16 protein-coding genes are annotated in these 20,674 nt (G+C 73.2%); 14 read left to right on the top strand and 2 right to left on the bottom strand.

The genetic code is table 11. From position 1 onward, the window contains the following. Position 1: 1 nt before the first annotated feature. The 5 genes from ABEE00_RS19025 (at position 2) to ABEE00_RS19005 (ending at position 5,075) form a co-directional block, all read left to right on the top strand. The gene (locus ABEE00_RS19025) at positions 2 to 1,186 is read left to right on the top strand and encodes an ABC transporter ATP-binding protein (protein ID WP_345746726.1); all 1,185 of its coding nucleotides are present in this window, start codon (positions 2 to 4) and stop codon (positions 1,184 to 1,186) included. After that, positions 1,183 to 2,121: an ABC transporter permease gene (locus tag ABEE00_RS19020; protein WP_345746725.1), complete on the top strand. Its 939-nt coding sequence runs from the start codon at positions 1,183 to 1,185 to the stop codon at positions 2,119 to 2,121. The genes ABEE00_RS19025 and ABEE00_RS19020 overlap by 4 nt, the downstream gene beginning before the upstream one ends. Further along, positions 2,121 to 2,939 carry an ABC transporter permease gene (locus ABEE00_RS19015; RefSeq protein ID WP_345746724.1) on the top strand — a complete coding sequence of 273 codons (819 nt, stop codon included), beginning with the start codon at positions 2,121 to 2,123 and terminating at the stop codon, positions 2,937 to 2,939. The genes ABEE00_RS19020 and ABEE00_RS19015 overlap by 1 nt, the downstream gene beginning before the upstream one ends. Positions 2,940 to 2,962: 23 nt before the next feature. Further along, positions 2,963 to 4,432 (top strand): NAD(P)/FAD-dependent oxidoreductase, encoded by a 1,470-nt coding sequence (locus ABEE00_RS19010; protein ID WP_345746773.1) that lies wholly within the window; start codon positions 2,963 to 2,965, stop codon positions 4,430 to 4,432. 160 nt (positions 4,433 to 4,592) lie between these two features. After that, complete coding sequence (locus tag ABEE00_RS19005; RefSeq protein ID WP_345746723.1) at positions 4,593 to 5,075, top strand: hypothetical protein; 483 nt, start codon at positions 4,593 to 4,595, stop codon at positions 5,073 to 5,075. Here ABEE00_RS19005 and ABEE00_RS19000 read toward each other — a convergent pair. Together ABEE00_RS19000 and gabT are read right to left on the bottom strand one after the other, a co-directional pair. After that, the gene (locus tag ABEE00_RS19000; RefSeq protein WP_345746722.1) at positions 5,066 to 5,644 is read right to left on the bottom strand and encodes a phosphatase PAP2 family protein; all 579 of its coding nucleotides are present in this window, start codon (positions 5,642 to 5,644) and stop codon (positions 5,066 to 5,068) included. The two genes, ABEE00_RS19005 and ABEE00_RS19000, sit on opposite strands and share 10 nt — an antisense overlap. 408 nt (positions 5,645 to 6,052) lie before the next feature. After that, positions 6,053 to 7,402 (bottom strand): 4-aminobutyrate--2-oxoglutarate transaminase, encoded by a 1,350-nt coding sequence (gabT, locus tag ABEE00_RS18995; RefSeq protein ID WP_345746772.1) that lies wholly within the window; start codon positions 7,400 to 7,402, stop codon positions 6,053 to 6,055. Between the two features lie 366 nt (positions 7,403 to 7,768). Between gabT and ABEE00_RS18990 the strand changes: the two genes are divergently transcribed. The 9 genes from ABEE00_RS18990 (at position 7,769) to ABEE00_RS18950 (ending at position 20,448) form a co-directional block, all read left to right on the top strand. Further along, complete coding sequence (locus ABEE00_RS18990; protein ID WP_345746721.1) at positions 7,769 to 10,117, top strand: ATP-binding protein; 2,349 nt, start codon at positions 7,769 to 7,771, stop codon at positions 10,115 to 10,117. 74 nt (positions 10,118 to 10,191) lie between these two features. After that, the gene (locus tag ABEE00_RS18985; protein WP_345746720.1) at positions 10,192 to 11,904 is read left to right on the top strand and encodes a PucR family transcriptional regulator; all 1,713 of its coding nucleotides are present in this window, start codon (positions 10,192 to 10,194) and stop codon (positions 11,902 to 11,904) included. 295 nt (positions 11,905 to 12,199) lie between these two features. Next, complete coding sequence (locus tag ABEE00_RS18980) at positions 12,200 to 13,654, top strand: aldehyde dehydrogenase family protein (protein ID WP_345746719.1); 1,455 nt, start codon at positions 12,200 to 12,202, stop codon at positions 13,652 to 13,654. 71 nt (positions 13,655 to 13,725) lie between these two features. Next, complete coding sequence (gene rpmF, locus ABEE00_RS18975; RefSeq protein WP_345746718.1) at positions 13,726 to 13,899, top strand: 50S ribosomal protein L32; 174 nt, start codon at positions 13,726 to 13,728, stop codon at positions 13,897 to 13,899. 134 nt (positions 13,900 to 14,033) lie between these two features. After that, the gene (locus ABEE00_RS18970; protein WP_345746717.1) at positions 14,034 to 14,663 is read left to right on the top strand and encodes a TetR/AcrR family transcriptional regulator; all 630 of its coding nucleotides are present in this window, start codon (positions 14,034 to 14,036) and stop codon (positions 14,661 to 14,663) included. Next, positions 14,660 to 15,556 (top strand): phosphotriesterase family protein, encoded by an 897-nt coding sequence (locus ABEE00_RS18965; RefSeq protein WP_345746716.1) that lies wholly within the window; start codon positions 14,660 to 14,662, stop codon positions 15,554 to 15,556. The genes ABEE00_RS18970 and ABEE00_RS18965 overlap by 4 nt, the downstream gene beginning before the upstream one ends. A 258-nt stretch (positions 15,557 to 15,814) precedes the next feature. Then, positions 15,815 to 17,731 carry an acyl-CoA dehydrogenase family protein gene (locus tag ABEE00_RS18960; RefSeq protein WP_345746715.1) on the top strand — a complete coding sequence of 639 codons (1,917 nt, stop codon included), beginning with the start codon at positions 15,815 to 15,817 and terminating at the stop codon, positions 17,729 to 17,731. A gap of 165 nt (positions 17,732 to 17,896) precedes the next feature. Further along, entirely contained in the window at positions 17,897 to 19,147 is a 1,251-nt protein-coding gene (gene dxr, locus ABEE00_RS18955) for a 1-deoxy-D-xylulose-5-phosphate reductoisomerase (protein WP_345746714.1), read from the top strand. Next, positions 19,144 to 20,448 carry a M50 family metallopeptidase gene (locus tag ABEE00_RS18950; protein WP_345746713.1) on the top strand — a complete coding sequence of 435 codons (1,305 nt, stop codon included), beginning with the start codon at positions 19,144 to 19,146 and terminating at the stop codon, positions 20,446 to 20,448. The genes dxr and ABEE00_RS18950 overlap by 4 nt, the downstream gene beginning before the upstream one ends. Positions 20,449 to 20,674 lie beyond the last annotated feature (226 nt).

The raw sequence follows: 20,674 nt of genomic DNA, 5'->3' as shown, positions 1-20,674 counted from the left end.
CATGACCATCACGCTGCGCGGCATCCGCAAGGACTTCGGCGACTTCACGGCCGTCCATCCGCTCGACCTCACCATCCCCGAGGGCTCGTTCTTCGCCCTGCTCGGCGCCTCGGGCTGCGGAAAGACCACCACCCTGCGCATGGTCGCGGGTCTTGAGGAGCCCTCCGGCGGCACCGTGCTGCTGGGCGAGGACGACATCACGGCGCTGCCCCCGCACCGCCGCCCGGTCAACACCGTCTTCCAGAACTACGCGCTCTTCCCGCACCTGGACGTCGCCGACAACGTGGCCTTCGGCCTGCGCCGCCGCGGCATCAAGTCCGTACGCAAGCAGGTCGGGGAGATGCTGGAGCTGGTCCAGCTCGGCGGCATGGGCGGGCGCAAGCCCCGGCAGCTCTCCGGCGGCCAGCAGCAGCGCGTCGCGCTCGCCCGCGCGCTGATCAACCGCCCCCAGGTGCTGCTCCTGGACGAGCCCCTGGGCGCCCTCGACCTCAAGCTGCGCCGCCGGATGCAGCTTGAGCTCAAGCGCATCCAGGAGGAGGTCGGCATCACCTTCGTGCACGTCACCCACGACCAGGAGGAGGCCATGACGATGGCCGACCAGGTCGCCGTGATGAACGCGGGCCGGGTCGAGCAACTGGGCGCCCCCGCCGAGCTGTACGAGCATCCGCGCTCCACCTTCGTGGCCAACTTCCTCGGCACCTCCAACCTCATCGAGGCCCGGGTCACCGACACGGCCGGCGGCGAGATCCAGCTCAAGGCCGAGGGCGCCGAGGGCACCCTGCGCCTGCCCGCCGAGCGCTGCGCCACCGCCGAACCGCCGGGCACGGGCGACCGCGTGCTGATCGGCGTACGCCCGGAGAAGATCTCCCTCGCGCACGCCGACGACGGGGCGCGGGTGCCCGAGGACCGCAACCGGCTGACCGGGCGCATACGCGACGCCAGCTACCTCGGGGTGTCCACGCAGTACCTGATCGACACCCCCGCATGCCCCGAACTCGCCGTGTACGCGCAGAACATGGAGCGCGACACCCGCCTCGCCCCGGGCGCCGAGGCCGTACTGCACTGGCGGCCCGCGCACACCTTCGCGCTGGACGCCTCGCAGGACGCCGGCGCCGGCACGGCCCGCGCCGAGGAGAGCGCGGCGCCGGAGAGCGGAGTCGCGGAGAGCGAGGGGGCGCAGGCATGACGGCCGTCCTCCCCGCCGGGGCCTCGGGAGCACCGCCGGAGGGCGGCGCGCCCGAGGAGGAGAAGCGCCCCGCGCGGCGCCGCCTCACCCCGTACTGGCTCCTGCTGCCCGCCGGGCTGTGGCTCGCGGTCTTCTTCGCCGCGCCGCTCGTCTACCAGGCCTCGACCTCGGTGCAGAGCGGTTCGCTGGAGGACGGCTTCCGCGTCACCTGGCACTTCGCCAACTACACCGACGCGCTCGCCTCCTACGGCCCGCACTTCCTGCGGTCCTTCCTGTACGCCGCGATCGCCACCGTGCTGTGCCTGCTGATCGGCTACCCGCTCGCCTACACCCTCGCCTTCCGCGCGGGGCGCTGGCGGAACGTGCTGCTGGTGATGGTCATCGCGCCCTTCTTCACCAGCTTCCTGATCCGCACCCTGGCGTGGAAGACGATCCTCGCGGACGAGGGGCCCGTGGTCTCCGCGCTCCACGGGCTGCACGTGCTCGACGTGACCGGCTGGCTCGGGCTCACCGGGGACGACAGGGTGCTGGCCACGCCGCTCGCCGTGGTGTGCGGGCTCACGTACAACTTCCTGCCGTTCATGATCCTGCCGCTCTACACCTCGCTGGAGCGCATCGACACCTCGCTGCACGAGGCGGCCCGCGACCTGTACGCCACCCCGGCCACCACCTTCCGCAAGGTGACCTTCCCGCTGTCGCTGCCCGGCGTGGTCTCCGGCACCCTGCTCACCTTCATCCCGGCGTCGGGCGACTACATCAACGCGCAGCTCCTGGGCTCGCCGACCGAGCAGATGGTCGGCAACGCCATCCAGAAGCTGTTCCTCAACATCCTCGACTACCCGACGGCCGCCGCCATGTCCTTCCTGCTCATGGCCCTGATCCTGATCGCCGTCAGCGTCTACATGCGCAAGGCGGGAACGGAGGAGCTGGTCTGATGGGCGTCCTGGAAACCCGGCCCGTGCGCTGGCTGCGCCGCCACCTCGTCGTCCTCGCGGGGCTCGCAGCCCTCGGCTACATGCTGCTGCCGAACCTCGTCGTCACCGTCTTCTCCTTCAACAAGCCCGCGGGGCGCTTCAACTACGAGTGGCGGATGTTCTCCACCGACGCGTGGACCGACCCGTGCGGCGTCGCCGACCTGTGCGGCTCGCTCGGGCTCAGCCTGCGGATCGCGCTGCTCTCCACGCTCGCCGCCACCGCCTTCGGCACCCTCGCCGCCTTCGCGCTGGGCCGCTACCGCTTCCGCGGCAAGAGCGGGGTCAACGCGCTGATCTTCCTGCCGATGGCCATGCCCGAGGTCGTGATGGGCGCCTCGCTGGGCACCCTGTTCCTCAACATGCGCGTCGGCTTCGGCTTCGCGACGATCCTGATCGCGCACATCATGTTCTGCCTCAGCTTCGTGATCGTCGCGGTCAAGGCGCGGGTGATGAGCCTCGACCCGCGGCTTGAGGAGGCCGCGCGCGACCTGTACGCGGGGCCGCTGCAGACCTTCCTGCGGGTCACCCTGCCGCTCGCCGCGCCGGGCATCGCCGCCGGTGCGATGCTGAGCTTCGCGCTGTCCTTCGACGACTTCATCATCACCCAGTTCAACGCCGGGCCCTCCACCGTCACCTTCCCGATGTTCGTCTGGGGAGCGGCGCAGCGCGGAGTGCCCGTGCAGGTCAACGTGATCGGTACGGCGATGTTCGTGATCGCCGTCGTCATCGTGCTGGCCGGGCGGCTGACCACCGCCCGCCGCGCCAAGAGGAGCCGCTGATACCGATGCACACGCCCACCCCCATGTCCACCTCCGCCTCCGGCCTCTCCTCCGACCCCGCTTCCGCGCCCGCCTCAGCCGAGTCGCCCGCCGTCCTGCGCTCCCTCGCCGACGCGCGGCCCGCCCCGTACTGGCTGGACGACCCCGCGCACCGCCCCGAGCCGCACTCGGCGCTGGCCGGCGACGAGCGCTGCGATCTGCTCGTGATCGGCGGCGGCTACAGCGGGCTGTGGACCGCGCTGCTCGCCAAGGAGCGGGACCCGGGCCGCGACGTGGTGCTCATCGAGGGCGACGCGATCGGCTCGGCCGCCTCGGGCCGCAACGGCGGCTTCTGCGCGGCCTCCCTCACCCACGGCTTCGCGAACGGGCTCGCGCGCTGGCCCGAGGAGATCACCGCGCTGGAGGAACTCGGCGCGCGCAACCTCGACGGCATCGAGGAGGCGGTCGCGCGCTACGGCATCGACTGCGACTTCGAGCGCACCGGCGAACTCGCCGTCGCCACCGCCCCGCACCAGGCCGAGGAGCTGCGCGAGGAGGCGGAGGAGGCCGAACGCCTCGGCATGGGCGAGGGCTTGACCTACCTCGACCGCGACGCGGTGCGCGACCAGGTCGACTCGCCCACCTTCCTCGCCGGGCTCTGGGACCGCGACGGCGTCGCCATGCTCAACCCGGCCCGCCTCGCCTGGGGCCTGGCACGGGCCTGCGCCGGGGCGGGCGTACGGATCTACGAGCGCACCCCGGGCCGCGAGCTCGTCCAGGACGGCCCGCGCGGGATGGCGGTGCGCACCCCGTACGGGCGGGTGTGGGCCCGTCAGGTCGCCCTCGGCACCAACGCGTTCCCCTCCCTGGTGCGGCGGGTGCGCCCGTACGTGGTGCCGGTGTACGACTACGCGCTGATGACCGAGCCGCTGAGCCGTGAGCAGCGCGCGGCGATCGGCTGGGCGCAGCGGCAGGGGCTCTCGGACAGCGCCAACCACTTCCACTACTTCCGGCTGACCGCCGACGACCGCATCCTGTGGGGCGGTTACGACGTGCTCTACCACTACGGGAGCCGCCTCGCCGCTGACTACGACCAGCGCCCCGAGACCTTCCGCAAGCTCGCCGGGCACTTCTTCCGCTGCTTCCCGCAGTTGGAGGGCCTGCGCTTCACGCACACCTGGGGCGGGGCCATCGACACGTGCTCCCGTTTCTCGCCGTTCTTCGGTACGGCGCACGGCGGGCGGGTCGCCTATGCGGCGGGCTACACCGGGCTGGGCGTGGGGGCCACCCGCTTCGGCGCCGAGGTGATGCTCGACCTGCTGTCGGGGGAGCGGACCGAGCGCACCGAACTGGAGATGGTCCGCAAGAAGCCGCTGCCCTTCCCTCCGGAACCGGTCCGCTGGGCGGGCATCGGCCTCACCCAGTGGTCGCTGTCGCGCGCCGACTCCCGCGCGGGACACCGCAATCTGTGGCTGCGCGCGCTGGACAAGGTGGGCATGGGCTTCGACAGCTAGCGGCGTACGGGGCCTCGGTGGCGGCCCTCGTAGCCGGTGCCTCTCCTGTCTCGGCGCCCGAGAAGCAGGTCGTCGAAAAACTTGTGAGAAACCGTGTAAGGAACGGGTCCCGCGGCTCTCTCCCCCCGTGAACAGCACGATGGCGTGGAGAGGCACAACCATGAACGGCAGCGCGGGGGCCAAGAGCGCGATCGAGTGGCTGGCGTCGGTGGCGCCCGATCCGGACGCCTGCCGGTGGGAGTGGGAGCGCAACCCCCTCGGGGTGACGCTGCTGCCCGCCGGCAGGCGCTGGGACGTGCTCATCGTCGGCGGCGAACTCGGCTATCCCACCCTCGATGTGCTCACCCGGTGTCTGGACCGCCCCGGTCCCGTACTCGCCGACTTCGGGGACTCCCGCATCGGCTACTTCGTGCCGCCGGGCACCGCGGCCCGCTGGATCGGCACCGGCGTGCGCTGCGCGGGGCGCGGCACCTGGATCGTGGTGCCCTACCCCGGGGGCCGGGGCACCGGCGGGGTGCGCTGGCTCATCCCGCCGGACGGCTCGGGCACCCTCACCGACCCGGCGCTCCTCGAACTCGCCATGCACGAGGCGGCGGCGCGGATCGCGTCACAGGGCGGGGGCGGCGACGCGGGTCAGGACTGACGCCGGGTGGTGGTACGCCGATGTGCCCGGCGTACCACCGCCGTTGCCGCCACGAGCAGCAGCCAGCCCAGGCACCAACTGGCCAGCACGTCCAGCGGCCAGTGGTAGCCGCGCCAGACGAGCCCGATGCCGTTCAGCGCGGTCAGCACGGTGGAGGCGGCCCACGCGATGCGGGCACGGACGCGGTCCAGCACGCCGTGCGCGAGCGCCAGCGCCGCGCCGCCGAAGGCGACGGCCGCGGTCGCCGCGTGCCCCGAGGGGTAGTAGCCGGTGCCGCCGAGCGGTCCCGGGCGGTCGATCCAGAGCTTGAGGAGGGAGACGAGCACCGGCACGGCGGCCATGGCGAGCGCGTACGCGGCCGGCAGCAGCCACCGCCGGGTCCGCCGTCCCGCGTACGCCAGAGCCGCGGCGAGCAGGGGGAGGGCGACCGCCATGTTGCCGAGGTCCGCGAGGAGTTCGGCGAACGCGGTGGCCGGGGCGTGCCCTCGCAGAGCGGCCCCCGCGTGCTCGTCGGTGGCGCGCAGCGGCCCGTGCGCGGCGACCTGCCAGGTCAGCAGCGCGAGCACCACGAGCGGGACGAGCCAGGCGAGCAGGCTCAGAAGAGGGGAGAAAGGAGCCGACCGCTCCGGAACAGGGGGGAGAATTCCGGAGCGGTCGTTGCGACCGGGGGTCCGCGAGTCCCGGGGGGTGTGGAACAAGCGGCCTTCCGATCGGTGAGGAGCGTGCGCGAGGGCACGACCGGGCCGTTCTTGGGGAGAGACGGCTCGGACCGGGCGTGAGGGACGCCGTCCCCCGTTACCCGGCATCTGGAGAAACCGTACGGCAGGGGCCCGGACCCGGACAGGCGGATTACGGTCCGGACATGGCCCCCGCACACATTCTTCACGCTGCGCTCCGAGGCGCCGGAGAGCGCCTCGGAGCGTGCGGGTGTGCGTCGGCGTGCGGCCCGCGCGTGGCCGGCGTACGGTCGGCGCGCGTCAGAGCGCGGCGAGCGCGCTCTCCAGCACGTCGATGCCCTCGTTGAGCAGCTCCTCGCCGATGACCAGCGGGGGCAGGAAGCGCACCACGTTGCCGTAGGTGCCGGTGGTCAGCACGAGCAGGCCGCTCTGGTGGCACGCCTTGGCCAGCTTCGCCGTGGCCTCCGGGTTGGGGTCCTTGGTGCCCGGCTTCACCAGCTCGATCGCGAGCATCGCGCCGCGGCCGCGCACGTCGCCGATCACGTCGTGCTGCCCGGCCAGCTTCTCCAGCCGGGGCTTCATGATCTCCTCGATGCGCTTGGCGCGGGCGTTCAGGTCCTGCTCGCGCATCGTCTCGATCGCGCCGAGCGCCGCGGCGCAGGCGACCGGGTTGCCGCCGTAGGTGCCGCCCAGGCCGCCGGAGTGCGCCGAGTCCATGATCTCCGCGCGCCCGGTGACGGCCGCCAGCGGCATGCCGCCCGCGATGCCCTTCGCCGTGGTGATCAGGTCGGGCACGATGCCCTCGTCCTCGCACGCGAACCACTGGCCCGTACGGCAGAACCCGGACTGGATCTCGTCCGCGACGAACACGATGCCGTTGTCCTTGGCGAACTGCGCGACGCGCGGCAGGAAGCCCTTGGCCGGCTCGATGAACCCGCCCTCGCCCAGCACCGGTTCGATCACGATGGCGGCCACGTTCTCGGCGCCGATCTGCTTGGTGATCTGGTCGATGACCTGCGCCGAGGCCTCCTCGGCGCAGTTTTCGGGACCGGTCAGCCAGCGGTAGGGGTAGGCAAGCGGCACCCGGTAGACCTCGGGCGCGAACGGTCCGAAGCCCTGCTTGTAGGGCATGTTCTTGCTGGTCAGCGCCATCGTGAGGTTGGTGCGGCCGTGGTAGCCGTGGTCGAAGACGACGACCGCCTGGCGCCCGGTGTGCACCCGCGCGATCTTGACGGCGTTCTCCACCGCCTCGGCGCCGGAGTTGAACAGCGCGCTCTTCTTCGCGTGGTCGCCGGGGGTGAGCTTCGCCAGCTCCTCGCAGACCTCCACGTACGGCTCGTACGGGGTCACCATCACGCAGGTGTGGGTGTAGTCGGCGACCTGCTGGGTCACGCGGCGCACCACGTGCTCGGCGCTGTTGCCGACCGAGGTCACCGCGATGCCGGAGCCGAAGTCGATGAAGGAGTTGCCGTCCACGTCCTCCAGCACACCGCCGCCCGCGCGCCGGGCGAAGACGGGCAGCACGGCGCCGACGCCGGCCGCCACGGTGGCCTCCTTGCGGGCCGCCAGCTCCTGGGACTTCGGTCCCGGAATCGCGGTGACGACGCGGCGCTCCTGGGGAAGGGCGGGCCCTCCGGACAGTTCCGTCATCGTGCTCATAACGCTCTCCTCAGGAGAAAGAGGGTGTGCAGGTACGTCTGTCGCAGGCTAGGCGCAGGGTGGCCGGTCAACCATCTACCGCTGAGGAGCAGTGCCCGCGGCGTGTTGGCCGCGACGGACATTGGCAGGGAGCCCCGCCACGGCGGGCCCCGCGCGGCACACGGCGGGCCCAGGGCGGCACAGAGTCGCGGCCGCCGCGCCGCCCGCCGGATGCCAGGGGGCGATACCCGCCGGTGGCCGGGGCCCAACTGTCGTCCCCGGCAGCTAGATTGGGCGCAGGCACCCGCGCCCCGCCCTCAGGCGGGGCGGCCGGGCGCCGCCGGGCACAGGCGCAGCGCGAGGGAGCAGAGGCGGCACATGGAGCAGGGGTCTCCGCACCGCGGGCGGGACGACCGTGAGGACGGTCTTCTCCACAAGGGGAGGCAGCAGCCGGGCGCGGGGGAGCGGCAGGGGCACGGCGTGTCCGCGCCGCCCGTCCCGCCCAGGCCCGCGCATCTGCCCTCGGCCCGTCCGCCGCTGGACGAGTGGCTGCGCGGCAGCCGCCCCGAGGCCGAGCCCGGCATCTGGCGGTACGGCCACGAGCCGCGCGAGCCCGAGGACCCCGACAGGGTCGGCACCCGGCAGCTCCTCGGCGGGGCGCTGCTGGCCCTGCTGGTGGCCTGGCTGGTCTGGTCCCTGATCATGAACGGGTACATCCCGGTCCTCGACTGGATCTACGGCGTCTTCCCCACCTCCTGGGCCTGGGGCGGCGACTCCCACTCCCAGGTGGGGAGCCTGCTCTTCAACTACCTGATCGTGTACGGCATCCCGCTCGCCCTCATCCTGTACGTGGCGGCGCGGGCCGGCCGCTGGCCCGAGGTCTGGCGGCGGTTCCCCCGTGCCTGGATCCGCTCGCTGCGCGGGGACGGCGCCTCCGGGCAGCCCTCCCAGGGCGCGCCAGCGAAGGGCAGGCAGGCGCAGGGCGCGCAGGAGCACCGGGACGCCTGGCCGGAGCTGCGCGGCGCGGGCGAGCACGCCGCGGCCGAGAAGCTGGACGCCGAGGCGGCCGCGGGCCGGATGAGCGACGTGGACTACGCGCGCATCCGCCGCGCCTGGGAGTCGGTGGGCCAACGGCCCGAGCGCCGCCCCGTGTTCACCGACGAGGTGCTGCGCAAGGGCGCCGCGGCCTGCGCGCACCTCTCGGGCGCCCGCGACCTGCCGCACCGCAGCGCCCGGCACGACCTCCTCACCGGCCAGGTCAGGCTCGGCGAGGCGGCCGACACGGGACGCAACCCGCACACCTACCGCGGCACCGGCGTCGCCCTGGAGCCCGGCGTGCTCAGCACCTCGCTGCTGGTGGTCGGCCCCTCGGGCGCGGGCAAGACCAGCAGGGTGGTGCGCCCCGTCGTCGAGTCGTTCTGCCTCCAGGCGCTCACCGGGCGGGCCGCCGTGGTGGCCGTCGGCGCCGAGGGCGGCGGTCTCGGCCCCGACGGCGCGTACGACATGGTGATCAAGCCGGGCCACCCGGAGTCCGCGTACGACCTCGACCTCTACGGCGGCGCCACCGACCCCGACGAGGCGGCGGCGCTGCTGGCCGAGGCGCTGGTCGGCGCCGACCCGCAGGCGGACGTGCGGCGCGCCGCCACGGTGCTGGCCCAGATCATCGGGCCGTTCCGCGTCGCGCACGGCCGCTTCCCCCGGGTGCCCGAGCTCCGCGAGCTGGCCGACGGCGTGCCCGCCGCGGTCGCCGCGCTGCGCGAGGCGTGCGAGGCGGCCGGCAGCCGGCACGCGGGCGCCGCGCTCCGCGAACTCGACGCGCGCGAGCGGCAGTCGGGCCGCCCCGGCGACCCGGGGCCGCTCCTCGCCGACCGCATCGCGCTGCTGGACCGGCCCGCCTTCGCGGGGTTCTTCGGTACGGCGTCGGGCACGGCATCCGGCTCGGCGGCCGACCCGGCGTCCGGCGCGGCCCCAGGCTCGGCGTCCGGCGCGACCTCAGGCTCGGTGCCCGGTGCGGCCGACGGTGCGACGGGCGAGGTGGCCGTGCGCAGTGACGGCGAGGGCGGCCGCGTACCGACGGGACGGCAGGGCCCGGCCCCGTTCTCCATGCGCGCCCTCGACCGGCCCGTCAGGATCCGCGTCGACCTCCCGGAGCGCACGCACGCCGAGGCGTCCAGGCTGCTCGCGCGGCTGCTGCTCGCGCAGTTCTCGGCGGCCGCGCTCGCCCGCGAGGACCGCTCGCTCTTCGCCTGCCTCGCGCTCGACGACGCGGCGCAGACCCTCACCGAGTCCTCGGTCGCGCAGATCCGCCGCCTCCGCTCCGTGAACGCGGGCGTCGTGCTCGGCCTCCGCACCCTGGGCGACGTGCCGGAGGGACTGCGCGCGACGGTGCTCGGCGCGGTCGGCTGCCGCCTGGCGCTGGCCGGGATCACCACCTGGGACGGCGAGGTGTTCGCGCAGTCCTGGGGCCGCGACTGGGTGGAGACCGAGGACGTCACGCACGCGCCCGCCTTCCACGGCGGGCTGGTCGTCCGCTGGGTGCGGGGCATCAGGACCCTGTTCACCGGGGTCCGCGCGACCACCGAGTCGGTCACCGTGCGCCGCGAGCAGCGCGAGCGCTGGTCCGCCTCGGAGCTGGCGAACGAACTGCGCCCCGAGCACGCGGTGCTCTCGCTGACCACGGCGCGCGGGGAGCGCACGCCGCCGATCCTGACAAGGCTTGGAGACTGACGAAGTGAACGAAGTGAGAGCGTGACAACGGAAATGACCGATTTGGCTTCGGCGCCTGTACGGTGAGGACCGTTATGCCACCGACTCTTGCCACGCTCGTACAGCACTCCGCACTCCGGCTCTCCGTGCTCGCGGGGCATGACCGGCTGGACACCCCCGTGCGCTGGGCACACGCCAGCGAACTCACGGACCCCACCCCGTATCTGGACGGCGGCGAGCTGCTCCTGATCACCGCGCTGAAGCTGGACGCCGAGGACACCGAGGGGATGCACGGGTACGTCCGGCGGCTGGCCGAAAAGGGCGTCGTGGGCCTCGGCTTCGCCGCCGGCGTCAACTACGAGAAGGTGCCCGACGCGCTCGTCGACGCCTGCCGCGCGGTGGACCTGCCGCTCCTGGAGGTGCCGCGCCGCACCCCTTTCATCGCCATCAGCAAGGCGGTCTCGGCCGACATCGCGGCCGAGCAGTACCGCGCGGTCACCGCCGGATTCGACGCGCAGCGCGAGATGACCCGCGCCGCGCTCTCCCACGAGGGTCCCTCCGCGCTCCTCGCACGGCTCGCCTCGCAGGTGGACGGGTGGGCCGCGCTGTATGACGCGTCCGGCGCCGTGGTCGCCACCGCCCCCACCTGGGCGGTGCGCCGGGCCGCGCGCTTCGTCACGGACGCCGAGCGGCTGCGCGACCGGCCCGCGCCGGCCAGCGCCGTGGTGAGCGAGACCGAGGCGGGCGACGACCGCGTCGAGCTCCAGTCGGTGGGCAGCGGCCGCCGCGCCAAGGCGGTCCTCGCGGTCGGCACCGCGGCGCCGCTTGGCACGGCCGAGCGGTATGCGGTGCACTCCGCCATCGCCCTGCTGACCCTCACCACGGAGCGCTCCCGCGCGCTCCAGGAGGCCGAACAGCGCCTGGGCGCCGCGGTGATGAGGATGCTGCTCGCGGGCGAGGCCGACCACGCGAGGGCGGTCGCCGGGCGGCTGTACGGCGGGCTGCTGGACGCCCCGATGCGGGTGATCACCGCGGAGCCCGCGACCGGCTCGGCACACCGCGCGCACCGCGCCGTGGGCCAGGCCCGGGTCGCGGGGGATCCGGCGAGCGGGGCGCCCACGCTGATCACCACGTCGGAGGGCCTGGGCGTCCCGGTCCCCGACGAGCTGCCCTCCACCCCGCTCGCGGGTCCGCTGGACACGCTGGCCGACACCATGGAGACGGCCGCCGCGCGCAACGGCGAGGCGGTGCTCGTGGTGCCGGACGGCGGGCGGCTCATCGTGCTCGCCGCGGACGGCGGCGCGGCGGTCGCCGCCTGCGCCCGGTATGCGGCGGCCATCGCCGAGGACGGCGAGAGCGACGCCGGGGGAGCGGGCTCGGCACCCGAGGAGACCGCGGTCGTCGGCGTCTCGGCGCCGGCCGGACTGCCCGCGGTCGCGGTCGCCTTCAAGCAGGCCGACCAGGCGCTCTCGGTCGCCAGACGGCGCGGGGTGCCGCTGGTCGAGCACGAGGACGTGGCGGCCGGCTCCATCCTCCCGCTGCTCTCCGACGACGCGGTGCGCGCCTTCGCCGACGGGCTGCTGCGCTCGCTGCGCGAGCACGACGCGAACGGCCGCGGCGACCTGGTGGCCTCGCTGCGCGCCTGGCTCTCGCGGCACGGCCAGTGGGACGCCGCGGCCGCCGACCTGGGCGTGCACCGGCACACCCTGCGGTATCGGATGCGCCGCGTGGAGGAGATCCTCGGCCGCTCCCTCGACGACCCCGACGTCCGCATGGAGCTCTGGCTCGCCCTCAAGGCCACGAGCTAGAGCCTTCGGCCTCGTACGGACGAGCACGCACGGGACTGCACGTACGGGACAAGGGGGCCGGCCCGGTAGCCGACGCCCCCGTACCCGACACCTCGTACGCGGCAAGGGGACACCGCGGCGCATGCCTCCCGGCGGAATCTGCCGCCACGGATAAGAAGCCGTTCCGCTTCCTGCGCCTACGGTTGCTGTGGACGGCGGGCGACAAGGCGTACGAATCGCCCACGGGTCCTCCGGGGCCCGGCCCCGCCCGCCGCGCCACAGCACCGAACTCCCCATTCCCGAAGGGCGATCCGCAGTGACGACAGCGACTTCCCCGCACGCGTTCTGGCTCGCCGGCCGCCAGGCCACAGGCGACGACACGCTCGACGTCTTCTCGCCGTGGGACGGCCGCCTCGTCGGCGCGGTGAGCCTGTCCACCGACGAGCAGGTCGAGGAGGCGGTGGCCGCTGCCGCCGCCGCGACCGAGGCGTTCTCCGCCACCCCCGCGCACATACGGGCGGCGGCCTTGGACCACGTCGTCGCGCGGCTGACCGAGCGCGCCGAGGAGATCGCGGAGCTGATCTCCGCCGAGAACGGCAAGCCCATGAAGTGGGCGCGCGGCGAGGTCGGCCGCTGCGTCTCGGTGTTCCGCTGGGCCTCCGACGAGGCGCGCCGCTTCAACGGCGGCGAGGCGCAGCGCCTGGACTCCGACGCGGGCGGCACAGGCCGCCTCGCCCTCACCCGCCGCTTCCCGCGCGGCCCGGTGCTGGGCATCGCGCCGTTCAACTTCCCGCTCAACCTGTGCGCGCACAAGGTCGCCCCGGCCATCGCGGCGGGCGTCCCGATCATCCTCAAGCCCGCCCCGGCCACCCCGCTCTCCGCGCTGCTGCTCGGCGAGCTGCTGGCCGAGACCGACCTGCCCGAGGGCTCCTGGTCGGTGCTGACGGTGCCGAACGAGAAGATGGCGGCACTCGTGCAGGACGAGCGGCTGCCGGTGATCTCCTTCACCGGTTCCGAGCCGGTCGGCTACGCCATCCTCGACTCGGTCCCGCGCAAGCACGTCACCCTCGAACTCGGCGGCAACGGCGCCGCGGTCGTCCTCGGCGACTACTCCTCCGACGCCGACCTCGACTGGGCGGCCCAGCGCATCGCGACCTTCTCCAACTACCAGGCGGGGCAGTCCTGCGTCTCGGTCCAGCGGGTGATCGCGGACGAGGCCGTGTACGACCGCCTCGTGCCCAGGATCGTCGCCGCGGTCGAGGCGCTGCGGACCGGCGACCCCTCCGACCCGGCCACCGACGTCGGCCCGCTCGTGCACCAGCAGGCCGCCGAGCGCGTCGAGTCCTGGGTCGACGAGGCCGTCGCGGCCGGCGCCACGCTGCTGACCGGCGGCAAGCGCGAGGGCGCCTCGTACGCGCCGACCGTGCTGGCCGACGTGCCCGCCGGCACCAACCTGGGCCGCGAGGAGGTCTTTGGGCCGGTCATGACCCTGACCCGGGTGGACGGCGAGGAGGCCGCTTTCGCCGCGGTGAACGACTCCAAGTACGGCCTCCAGGCGGGGGTGTTCACGCACGACCTCCAGGCCGCCTTCCGCGCGCACCGCGCGCTGGAGACCGGCGGCGTGATCGTCGGCGACGTGCCCTCCTACCGCGCCGACCAGATGCCGTACGGCGGCGTGAAGCAGTCCGGCATCGGCCGCGAGGGAGTGCGCTCGGCGATGGAGGACTACACGTACGAGCGCGTGATGGTGCTCGCGGGCCTGGATCTCTGAGGTCTGCCACCCCCTGGCAATCGACAATCGTTTTCATGTAGCCTTCCGGTGTCCCCGCCCGGAGGTCCCTCATGGCTGTCCCCAAGCGCAAGATGTCGCGCAGCAACACCCGCCACCGCCGCTCCCAGTGGAAGGCGTCCGCGCCCCAGTTGGTGCCGGTCACGGTGGAGGGCCGCGAGATCAAGGTGCCGCCGCGACTGGTCCCGGCCTACCGCCGGGGCCTGATCGCCCCGCCCGGGGACTGAGTCCCGAGGGCTGAGTCCCGAGGGCTGATCTCCACCCCGTTCCGCCACGGCCCGGCCGGTCCCGTCTCCCCGGCCGGGCCGTGTGCGTTCCGCGTCCCGTACGCGCCCTCGCTGTACCAACTAGTATGTACGGCATGACGCCCAGGCAGCCCCTCCCCGAAACCCCTCCCGCATCCGGCCACTTGGCGGGCGCCGCCGAGCGGCTGGTCGAAGTGACCTGCGAACTCCTCTGGGAGCGCGGCTATGTGGGCACCAGCCCCAAGGCCATCCAGCAGCGCGCCGGGGTGGGCCAGGGCAGCATGTACCACCACTTCACCGGCAAGCCCGCGCTCGCCCGCGCCGCGGTCCTGCGCAGCGCGGAACGGGTGCGCGCGATCGCCGAGGGCGACCTGGGCGGCGACGGTGGCGCGTACGCGCGGGTGCGCCGCTATCTGCTGCGGGAGCGCGAGGCGCTGCTCGGCTGCCGCGTCGGCGGCCTCGCGCAGGACCCCGACGTGGTGGCCGACGCGGCGCTGCGCGGCCCGCTGGAGGAGACCTTCGCCTGGCTGCGCGGAAGGATCGCCGCGGTGCTCCAAGAGGGCCGGGACGGCGGCGAGTTCGACGCGGGCCTCGACCCCGAGGGCACGGCAGCGGCCGTCGTCGCCGTGGTCCAGGGCGGCTATGTGCTGGCCCGCTCCGCCGCCGACCCCGCGCCCTTCCGCCAGTCGGTCGAGGGCCTGCTCGCGCTCCTGGAGGCCCGTACGGCGGCCGGTGTACGCGGATGACCGCCGCCGTCCGCACCGTGCTCGGCGACATCCCCGGCCCTGACCTGGGCCTCTGCGATGCGCACAACCACCTCTTCCTAAGCAGCCCGCGGCTCCCGGGTCAGGAGCTGGACGGCTTCGAGGATGCCGAGGCCGGGCTGCGGAGCTTCGCCGGGGCGGGTGGCGGCACGGTCGTGCAGTGGACCCCGTACGGGATGGGCCGCCGCTCCGGCGCGCTGGTGGAGCTGTCCCGGCGCACCGGCGTGCACCTCGTGGCCGCGACGGGGCTGCACCAGGCGCGGCATTACGCGGAAGGCTCAGCGTGGGACGTGGACGGGCTGGCCGAGCTGTTCACCGGGGAGCTGACGCGCGGTGTACGGGGCGCCGCGTGCGGAGAGGCGCCCCGTGCCGGGCTGATCAAGGTCGCGGACGGCCCCCAGGGGCTGGACGCGCACGCGCGCCGCACCCACCGTGCCGCGGCCCGCGCCCACCACGCGACGGGTGCGCCCATCGCCGTACATCTGGAGCGGGGCACCGGGGGCACGGACGTACTCGCCCTGCTCTGCGGGGAGTTGGACGTGCCGCCCCACCGCGTACTGCTCGGGCACCTCGGCCGCTGCCCCGACCCGCGCACGCAGCGCGAGGCGGCGCGCTCGGGCGCGTGGCTGGCCTTCGACGGCCCCTCGGCGCCGCGGCTGCTGGACAGCCTGGCCGCGCTCGCGGAGGCCGGCCACGGCGACCGGCTCCTCGTCGGCGGCGACCTCACCACGTACGAGGCGCACCGCGAACACGGCCTGCGCCACCTCCCCGGCGCGCTCCGCACACACCTGGAGCGGAGGCTCGGGGCGAAGGCGGCCGACCAGATCCTGCGCCGCAACCCGTCCGCGGCCTTCGCGGCGGACTGGAGGCCGTAAAAGACCACGGCAGCGGACCGCGGCGCGAAGCGTCGCGGGGAGCCGTCGCAAGGCGCAAGGCCGCCGCAACCACCCACCCGAATCCCGCCGCAGCGGGACGCAACCCCGCACGAGACGGCCCGGCGGTCACAGCGCAAAGTGCGCGTGGAAGCGGCCCTTCCCGCGCGGAGCCTGGTACACACCCCGTGAATCGGGTAGATACGAGCGAGTAGAACCCATCGGTAGTTCTCCGACACGCACCGCGGCGAGGTGAGTGAGATGACCGTCTCCGAGCACACCGTCTCCGAGCGGGAAGCGCGCGAAGTGGCCGAGGCCGCGCGCGAGCAGGACTGGCGCAAGCCCAGCTTCGCCAAGGAGCTGTTCCTCGGCCGCTTCAGGCTCGACCTGATCCACCCGCACCCGGTGCCCGCGGCCGACGACGTACGGCGCGGCGAGGAATTCCTGCGCAAGGCGCGGGAGTTCTGCGAGACGAGGGTCGACGGCGCGCTGATCGAGCGCGAGTCCCGGATCCCGGACGACGTGCTCAAGGGCCTCAAGGAGCTCGGCGCGCTCGGCATGAAGGTCGGCACCGAGTACGGCGGCCTCGGGCTGACCCAGGTGTACTACAACAAGGCGCTGGCCCTCTTCTCCTCGGCCAGCCCCGCCGTCGGCGCGCTGCTCTCCGCGCACCAGTCCATCGGCGTACCGCAGCCGCTCAAGCTGTTCGGCACGGAGGAGCAGAAGCAGCGGTTCATGCCACGCTGCGCGCGTACCGACATCTCCGCCTTCCTGCTCACCGAGCCCGACGTGGGCTCCGACCCGGCGCGGCTGGCCACCACCGCCGTACGGGACGGCGACGACTACGTGCTCGACGGCGTGAAGCTGTGGACCACCAACGGCGTCGTGGCCGACCTGCTCGTGGTGATGGCCCGGGTGCCCAAGTCGGAGGAGAGCAAGGGCGGGATCACGGCCTTCGTGGTCGAGGCCGACGCCGAGGGCGTCACCGTGGAGAACCGCAACGCCTTCATGGGGCTGCGCGGCATCGAGAACGGCGTGACCCGCTTCCACCGGGTGCGGGTCCCCGCCGCGCACCGCATCGGCGCCGAGGGCGCGGGCCTCAAGATCGCGCTGACCACCCTCAACACCGGCCGCCTCTCCCTCCCGGCGACCTGCGTCGGCGCGGGCAAGTGGTGCCTGAAGATCGCCCGCGAATGGGGCGCCGAGCGCGTCCAGTGGGGCCGCCCCGTCGCCAAGCACGAGGCGGTCGGCGGGAAGATGGCCTTCATCGCGGCCACCACCTTCGCCCTGGAGGCGGTCGTCGACCTGGCCTCCCAGATGGCCGACGAGGACCGCAACGACATCCGCATCGAGGCCGCCCTGGCCAAGCTGTTCGGCAGCGAGATGGGCTGGCTGATGGCGGACGAACTGGTGCAGATCCGCGGCGGCCGCGGCTTCGAGACGGCCGAGTCCCTCGCGGCGCGCGGAGAGCGCGGCGTACCGGCCGAGCAGATGCTGCGCGACATGCGCATCAACCGCATCTTCGAGGGCTCGACGGAGATCATGCACCTGCTGATCGCCCGCGAGGCCGTGGACGCGCACCTCTCGGTCGCCGGCGACCTGATCGACCCCGGGAAGTCGATGGGCGAGAAGGGCAAGGCGGCGGTCGCGGCGGGCGGCTTCTACGCGCGCTGGCTGCCCACCCTGGTCGCGGGTGCGGGCCAAGTGCCGGGCACCTTCACCGAGTTCGGCGACCTCGCGCCGCACCTGCGCTATGTGGAGCGCACGGCCCGCAAGCTGGCCCGTTCGACCTTCTACGCCATGTCGCGGTGGCAGGGGAAGATGGAGACCAAGCAGGGCTTCCTGGGCCGGATCGTGGACATCGGCGCCGAGCTCTTCGCGATGAGCGCCGCCTGCGTACGGGCCGAGCGGCTGCGCAGGGACGGCGAGGACGGGCAGGCCGCCTACCAGCTCGCGCACGCGTTCTGCCGGCAGTCCCGCATCAGGGTCGAGGAGCTGTTCGGGCGGCTGTGGACCAACACCGACGAGCTGGACGGCAAGGTCGTGCGCGGCATCCTGGACGGGCAGTACACCTGGCTGGAGGAGGGCGTCATCGACCCCTCGACGGACGGCCCGTGGATCGCGCCGGCCACCCCGGGGCCCAGCGCGAAGGAGAACGTCCACCGGCCCATCCGCTGACCGGAGTCGAGCCGGGGGCCGCGCGGTCCCCGGCGGCTCCCGGCGACGTGGCACGCGCCCCGGAATCCGCGCTCACCCCCGTACGCGCCCGCGTCGGAGATGAGAGATGCATGAGAGCCGGAACGGGTGGTCGGGAGCGCGTACCCGAGCAGCCACAATGGGTCCATGACCGACAGCCCAGCTTCCCTCGCGGACCCGCACCTGCGCCCGTCCGGTGACCCCGGAGGACCGCGCGACATCGTCATCCTCGGCTCGACCGGATCGATCGGCACCCAGGCGGTCGATGTCGTGCTCAGCAACCCCGACCGCTTCCGGGTCACCGGACTCTCCGCCGCAGGGGGGCGGGTGGAGCTGCTCGCCGGGCAGGCGCACAGGCTCCAGGTCCGCACCGTCGCCGTGGCCCGCGAGGACATGGCGATCAAGCTCCGCGAGGCGCTGCGCGCGGAGTACGGCGTGGGGGAGCCCATCCCGCACGTGCTGGCCGGGCCCGACGCGGCCACCGAGCTCGCGGCGAGCGACTGCCACACCGTGCTCAACGGCATCACCGGGTCCATCGGGCTCGCGCCCACCCTCGCGGCCCTGGAGGCGGGCCGCACCCTGGCGCTCGCCAACAAGGAGTCCCTGATCGTCGGCGGCCCCCTGGTGAAGGCCCTCGCCAAGCCGGGCCAGATCGTGCCCGTGGACTCCGAACACTCCGCGCTCTTCCAGGCGTTGATGGGCGGCACACGCCGCGAGGTCCGCAAGCTGCTGGTCACCGCGTCCGGCGGGCCGTTCCGCGGGCGCAGCAGGGACGAGCTGGCCGAGGTCACCCCGCAGGACGCCCTCGCGCACCCCACCTGGGACATGGGCCCGGTCATCACGATCAACTCGGCGACCCTGGTCAACAAGGGCCTGGAGGTCATCGAGGCGCACCTGCTCTACGACATCCCCTTCGACCGCATCCAGGTCGTGGTGCACCCGCAGTCGGCCGTCCACTCGATGGTGGAGTTCACCGACGGTTCGACCCTGGCGCAGTGCGGGCCGCCCGACATGCGGCTGCCGATCGCGCTGGGCATCGGCTGGCCCGACAGGGTGCGGGACGCGGGTCCTGTCTTCGACTGGCAGTCGGCGATGTCCTGGGACTTCTATCCGCTGGACACCGAGGCGTTCCCGTCCGTGCCGCTCGCCGCGCACGTCGGCGAGCTGGGCGGGACGGCTCCGGCCGTGTTCAACGCGGCCAACGAGGAGTGCGTCGACGCCTTTCTCGACGGGCGGCTGCCGTTCACGGGGATCGTGGATACGGTTGCCGCTGTCGTCGAGGAACACGGAACGCCCAACGGAACCGGGCTCACGCTCTCCGATGTCCTCGACGCCGAGACCTGGGCGCGCGCACGCGCCCGTGAACTGGCGACCGCAGCGGCGGAGGCACGCGCATGACGACCCTCATGACCATCCTCGGGATAGTCGTCTTCGTCTTCGGTCTGCTCTTCTCCATCGCCTGGCACGAGCTGGGCCACCTCTCCACGGCGAAGATGTTCGGCATCCGTGTGCCGCAGTACATGGTCGGCTTCGGCCCCACGATGTTCTCCAAGCGCCGCGGCGAGACCGAGTACGGCGTGAAGTGGGTCCCGCTCGGCGGCTACATCCGCATGATCGGGATGTTCCCGCCCGGCGACGACGGGAGCCTGCGCGCCCGCTCCACCTCGCCGTTCCGCGGCATGATCGAGGACGCCCGCGCCGCGGCCTTCGAGGAGCTCCAGCCGGGGGACGAGAAGCGGCTGTTCTACACGCGCGCGCCGTGGAAGCGGCTGATCGTGATGTTCGCCGGGCCCTTCATGAACCTGGTGCTGGCGGTCGTCATCTTCCTCACGGTGCTGATGACCTTCGGGGTCAACACCCAGACCACCACGGTCTCCTCGGTCTCCGACTGCGTGATCCCCGCCTCGGCTCAGAGCGACAAGTGCCCGGCGAAGGCCAAGGACTCCCCGGCCAAGGCCGCGGGCCTCAAGCCCGGGGACAAGATCGTCGCCTTCGACGGGCGCCCGGTCTCCGAGTGGGGCGAGCTCCAGCAGAAGATCCGGGACACCACGGGCGCCGCCACCATCACCGTCGACCGGCACGGTGAGCGGAAGACGCTGAGCGCCGACCTGATAGAGAACAAGGTCGCCAAGTCCGACGGACACGGCGGATACGAGCAGGGCCAGTTCGTCACCGCAGGATTCCTCGGCTTCACCCCGGCCAGCGGCGTCGTGCAGCAGTCCTTCCCGCAGGCGGCCGAGCGCATGGGCGGCATGATGACGGACGGCGTCCAGGCGCTGGTCGCGCTGCCCTCCAAGGTGCCCGACCTGTGGAACGCCGCCTTCGACGGCGCCGAGCGCAAGCAGGACTCCCCGATGGGCGTCGTCGGCGCCGCGCGGGTGGGCGGCGATGTGTTCGCGCTCGACATCCCGCCGACCCAGCGGGTCGCGACGATGCTGCTGCTCGTCGCGGGCTTCAACCTGTCGCTGTTCCTCTTCAACATGCTGCCGCTGCTCCCGCTCGACGGCGGCCACATGGCGGGCGCCGTGTGGGAGTGGCTGCGCCGCGCCTTCGCCAAGGTCGTGCGCCGGCCCGATCCGGGCCCCTTCGACGTGGCGAAGCTCATGCCGGTGGCGTACGTGGTCGCCGGGGTCTTCGTGTGCTTCACGCTGTTGGTGCTCGTGGCGGACGTGGTGAACCCCGTACGGCTGACGGGCTAGCGCGGCTCATGAGCTAGCACGTCCACCAGCGGAGGGGAACCCCGTGTGACCGCGCGAAAGCGGACGGTCAGGCCCCGTTGCCGAGTGAAGGGCGGCCGGTCCCTTTCGGACCGGCCGTCCAACTTTTCCGTACTTCTTCCGTAAATCACAGGCGAGATGTGCTGCGACCGGGTGCCGTGTCGTAACCTCTCCAACCGGAGCCCGTCGATCTCGGGACCTCGTTCCA

The organism is Streptomyces odontomachicola (assembly GCF_039605595.1).
Classification (GTDB): domain Bacteria; phylum Actinomycetota; class Actinomycetes; order Streptomycetales; family Streptomycetaceae; genus Streptomyces.
Note: the sequence above shows the minus strand (reverse complement) of the source record. Positions and strands in the feature narration are given on the sequence as shown.

Excerpts from the sequence above, each read along its gene's own strand:
- ABEE00_RS19025 (WP_345746726.1), top strand. The coding sequence starts at position 2 with ATGACCATCACGCTGCGCGGCATCCGCAAGGACTTCGGCGACTTCACG.
- ABEE00_RS19020 (WP_345746725.1), top strand. The coding sequence starts at position 1,183 with ATGACGGCCGTCCTCCCCGCCGGGGCCTCGGGAGCACCGCCGGAGGGC.
- ABEE00_RS19015 (WP_345746724.1), top strand. The coding sequence starts at position 2,121 with ATGGGCGTCCTGGAAACCCGGCCCGTGCGCTGGCTGCGCCGCCACCTC.
- ABEE00_RS19010 (WP_345746773.1), top strand. The coding sequence starts at position 2,963 with ATGTCCACCTCCGCCTCCGGCCTCTCCTCCGACCCCGCTTCCGCGCCC.
- ABEE00_RS19005 (WP_345746723.1), top strand. The coding sequence starts at position 4,593 with ATGAACGGCAGCGCGGGGGCCAAGAGCGCGATCGAGTGGCTGGCGTCG.
- gabT (WP_345746772.1), bottom strand. The coding sequence starts at position 7,402 with ATGACGGAACTGTCCGGAGGGCCCGCCCTTCCCCAGGAGCGCCGCGTC.
- ABEE00_RS18990 (WP_345746721.1), top strand. The coding sequence starts at position 7,769 with ATGGAGCAGGGGTCTCCGCACCGCGGGCGGGACGACCGTGAGGACGGT.
- ABEE00_RS18985 (WP_345746720.1), top strand. The coding sequence starts at position 10,192 with ATGCCACCGACTCTTGCCACGCTCGTACAGCACTCCGCACTCCGGCTC.
- rpmF (WP_345746718.1), top strand. The coding sequence starts at position 13,726 with ATGGCTGTCCCCAAGCGCAAGATGTCGCGCAGCAACACCCGCCACCGC.
- ABEE00_RS18970 (WP_345746717.1), top strand. The coding sequence starts at position 14,034 with ATGACGCCCAGGCAGCCCCTCCCCGAAACCCCTCCCGCATCCGGCCAC.
- ABEE00_RS18965 (WP_345746716.1), top strand. The coding sequence starts at position 14,660 with ATGACCGCCGCCGTCCGCACCGTGCTCGGCGACATCCCCGGCCCTGAC.
- ABEE00_RS18960 (WP_345746715.1), top strand. The coding sequence starts at position 15,815 with ATGACCGTCTCCGAGCACACCGTCTCCGAGCGGGAAGCGCGCGAAGTG.
- dxr (WP_345746714.1), top strand. The coding sequence starts at position 17,897 with ATGACCGACAGCCCAGCTTCCCTCGCGGACCCGCACCTGCGCCCGTCC.
- ABEE00_RS18950 (WP_345746713.1), top strand. The coding sequence starts at position 19,144 with ATGACGACCCTCATGACCATCCTCGGGATAGTCGTCTTCGTCTTCGGT.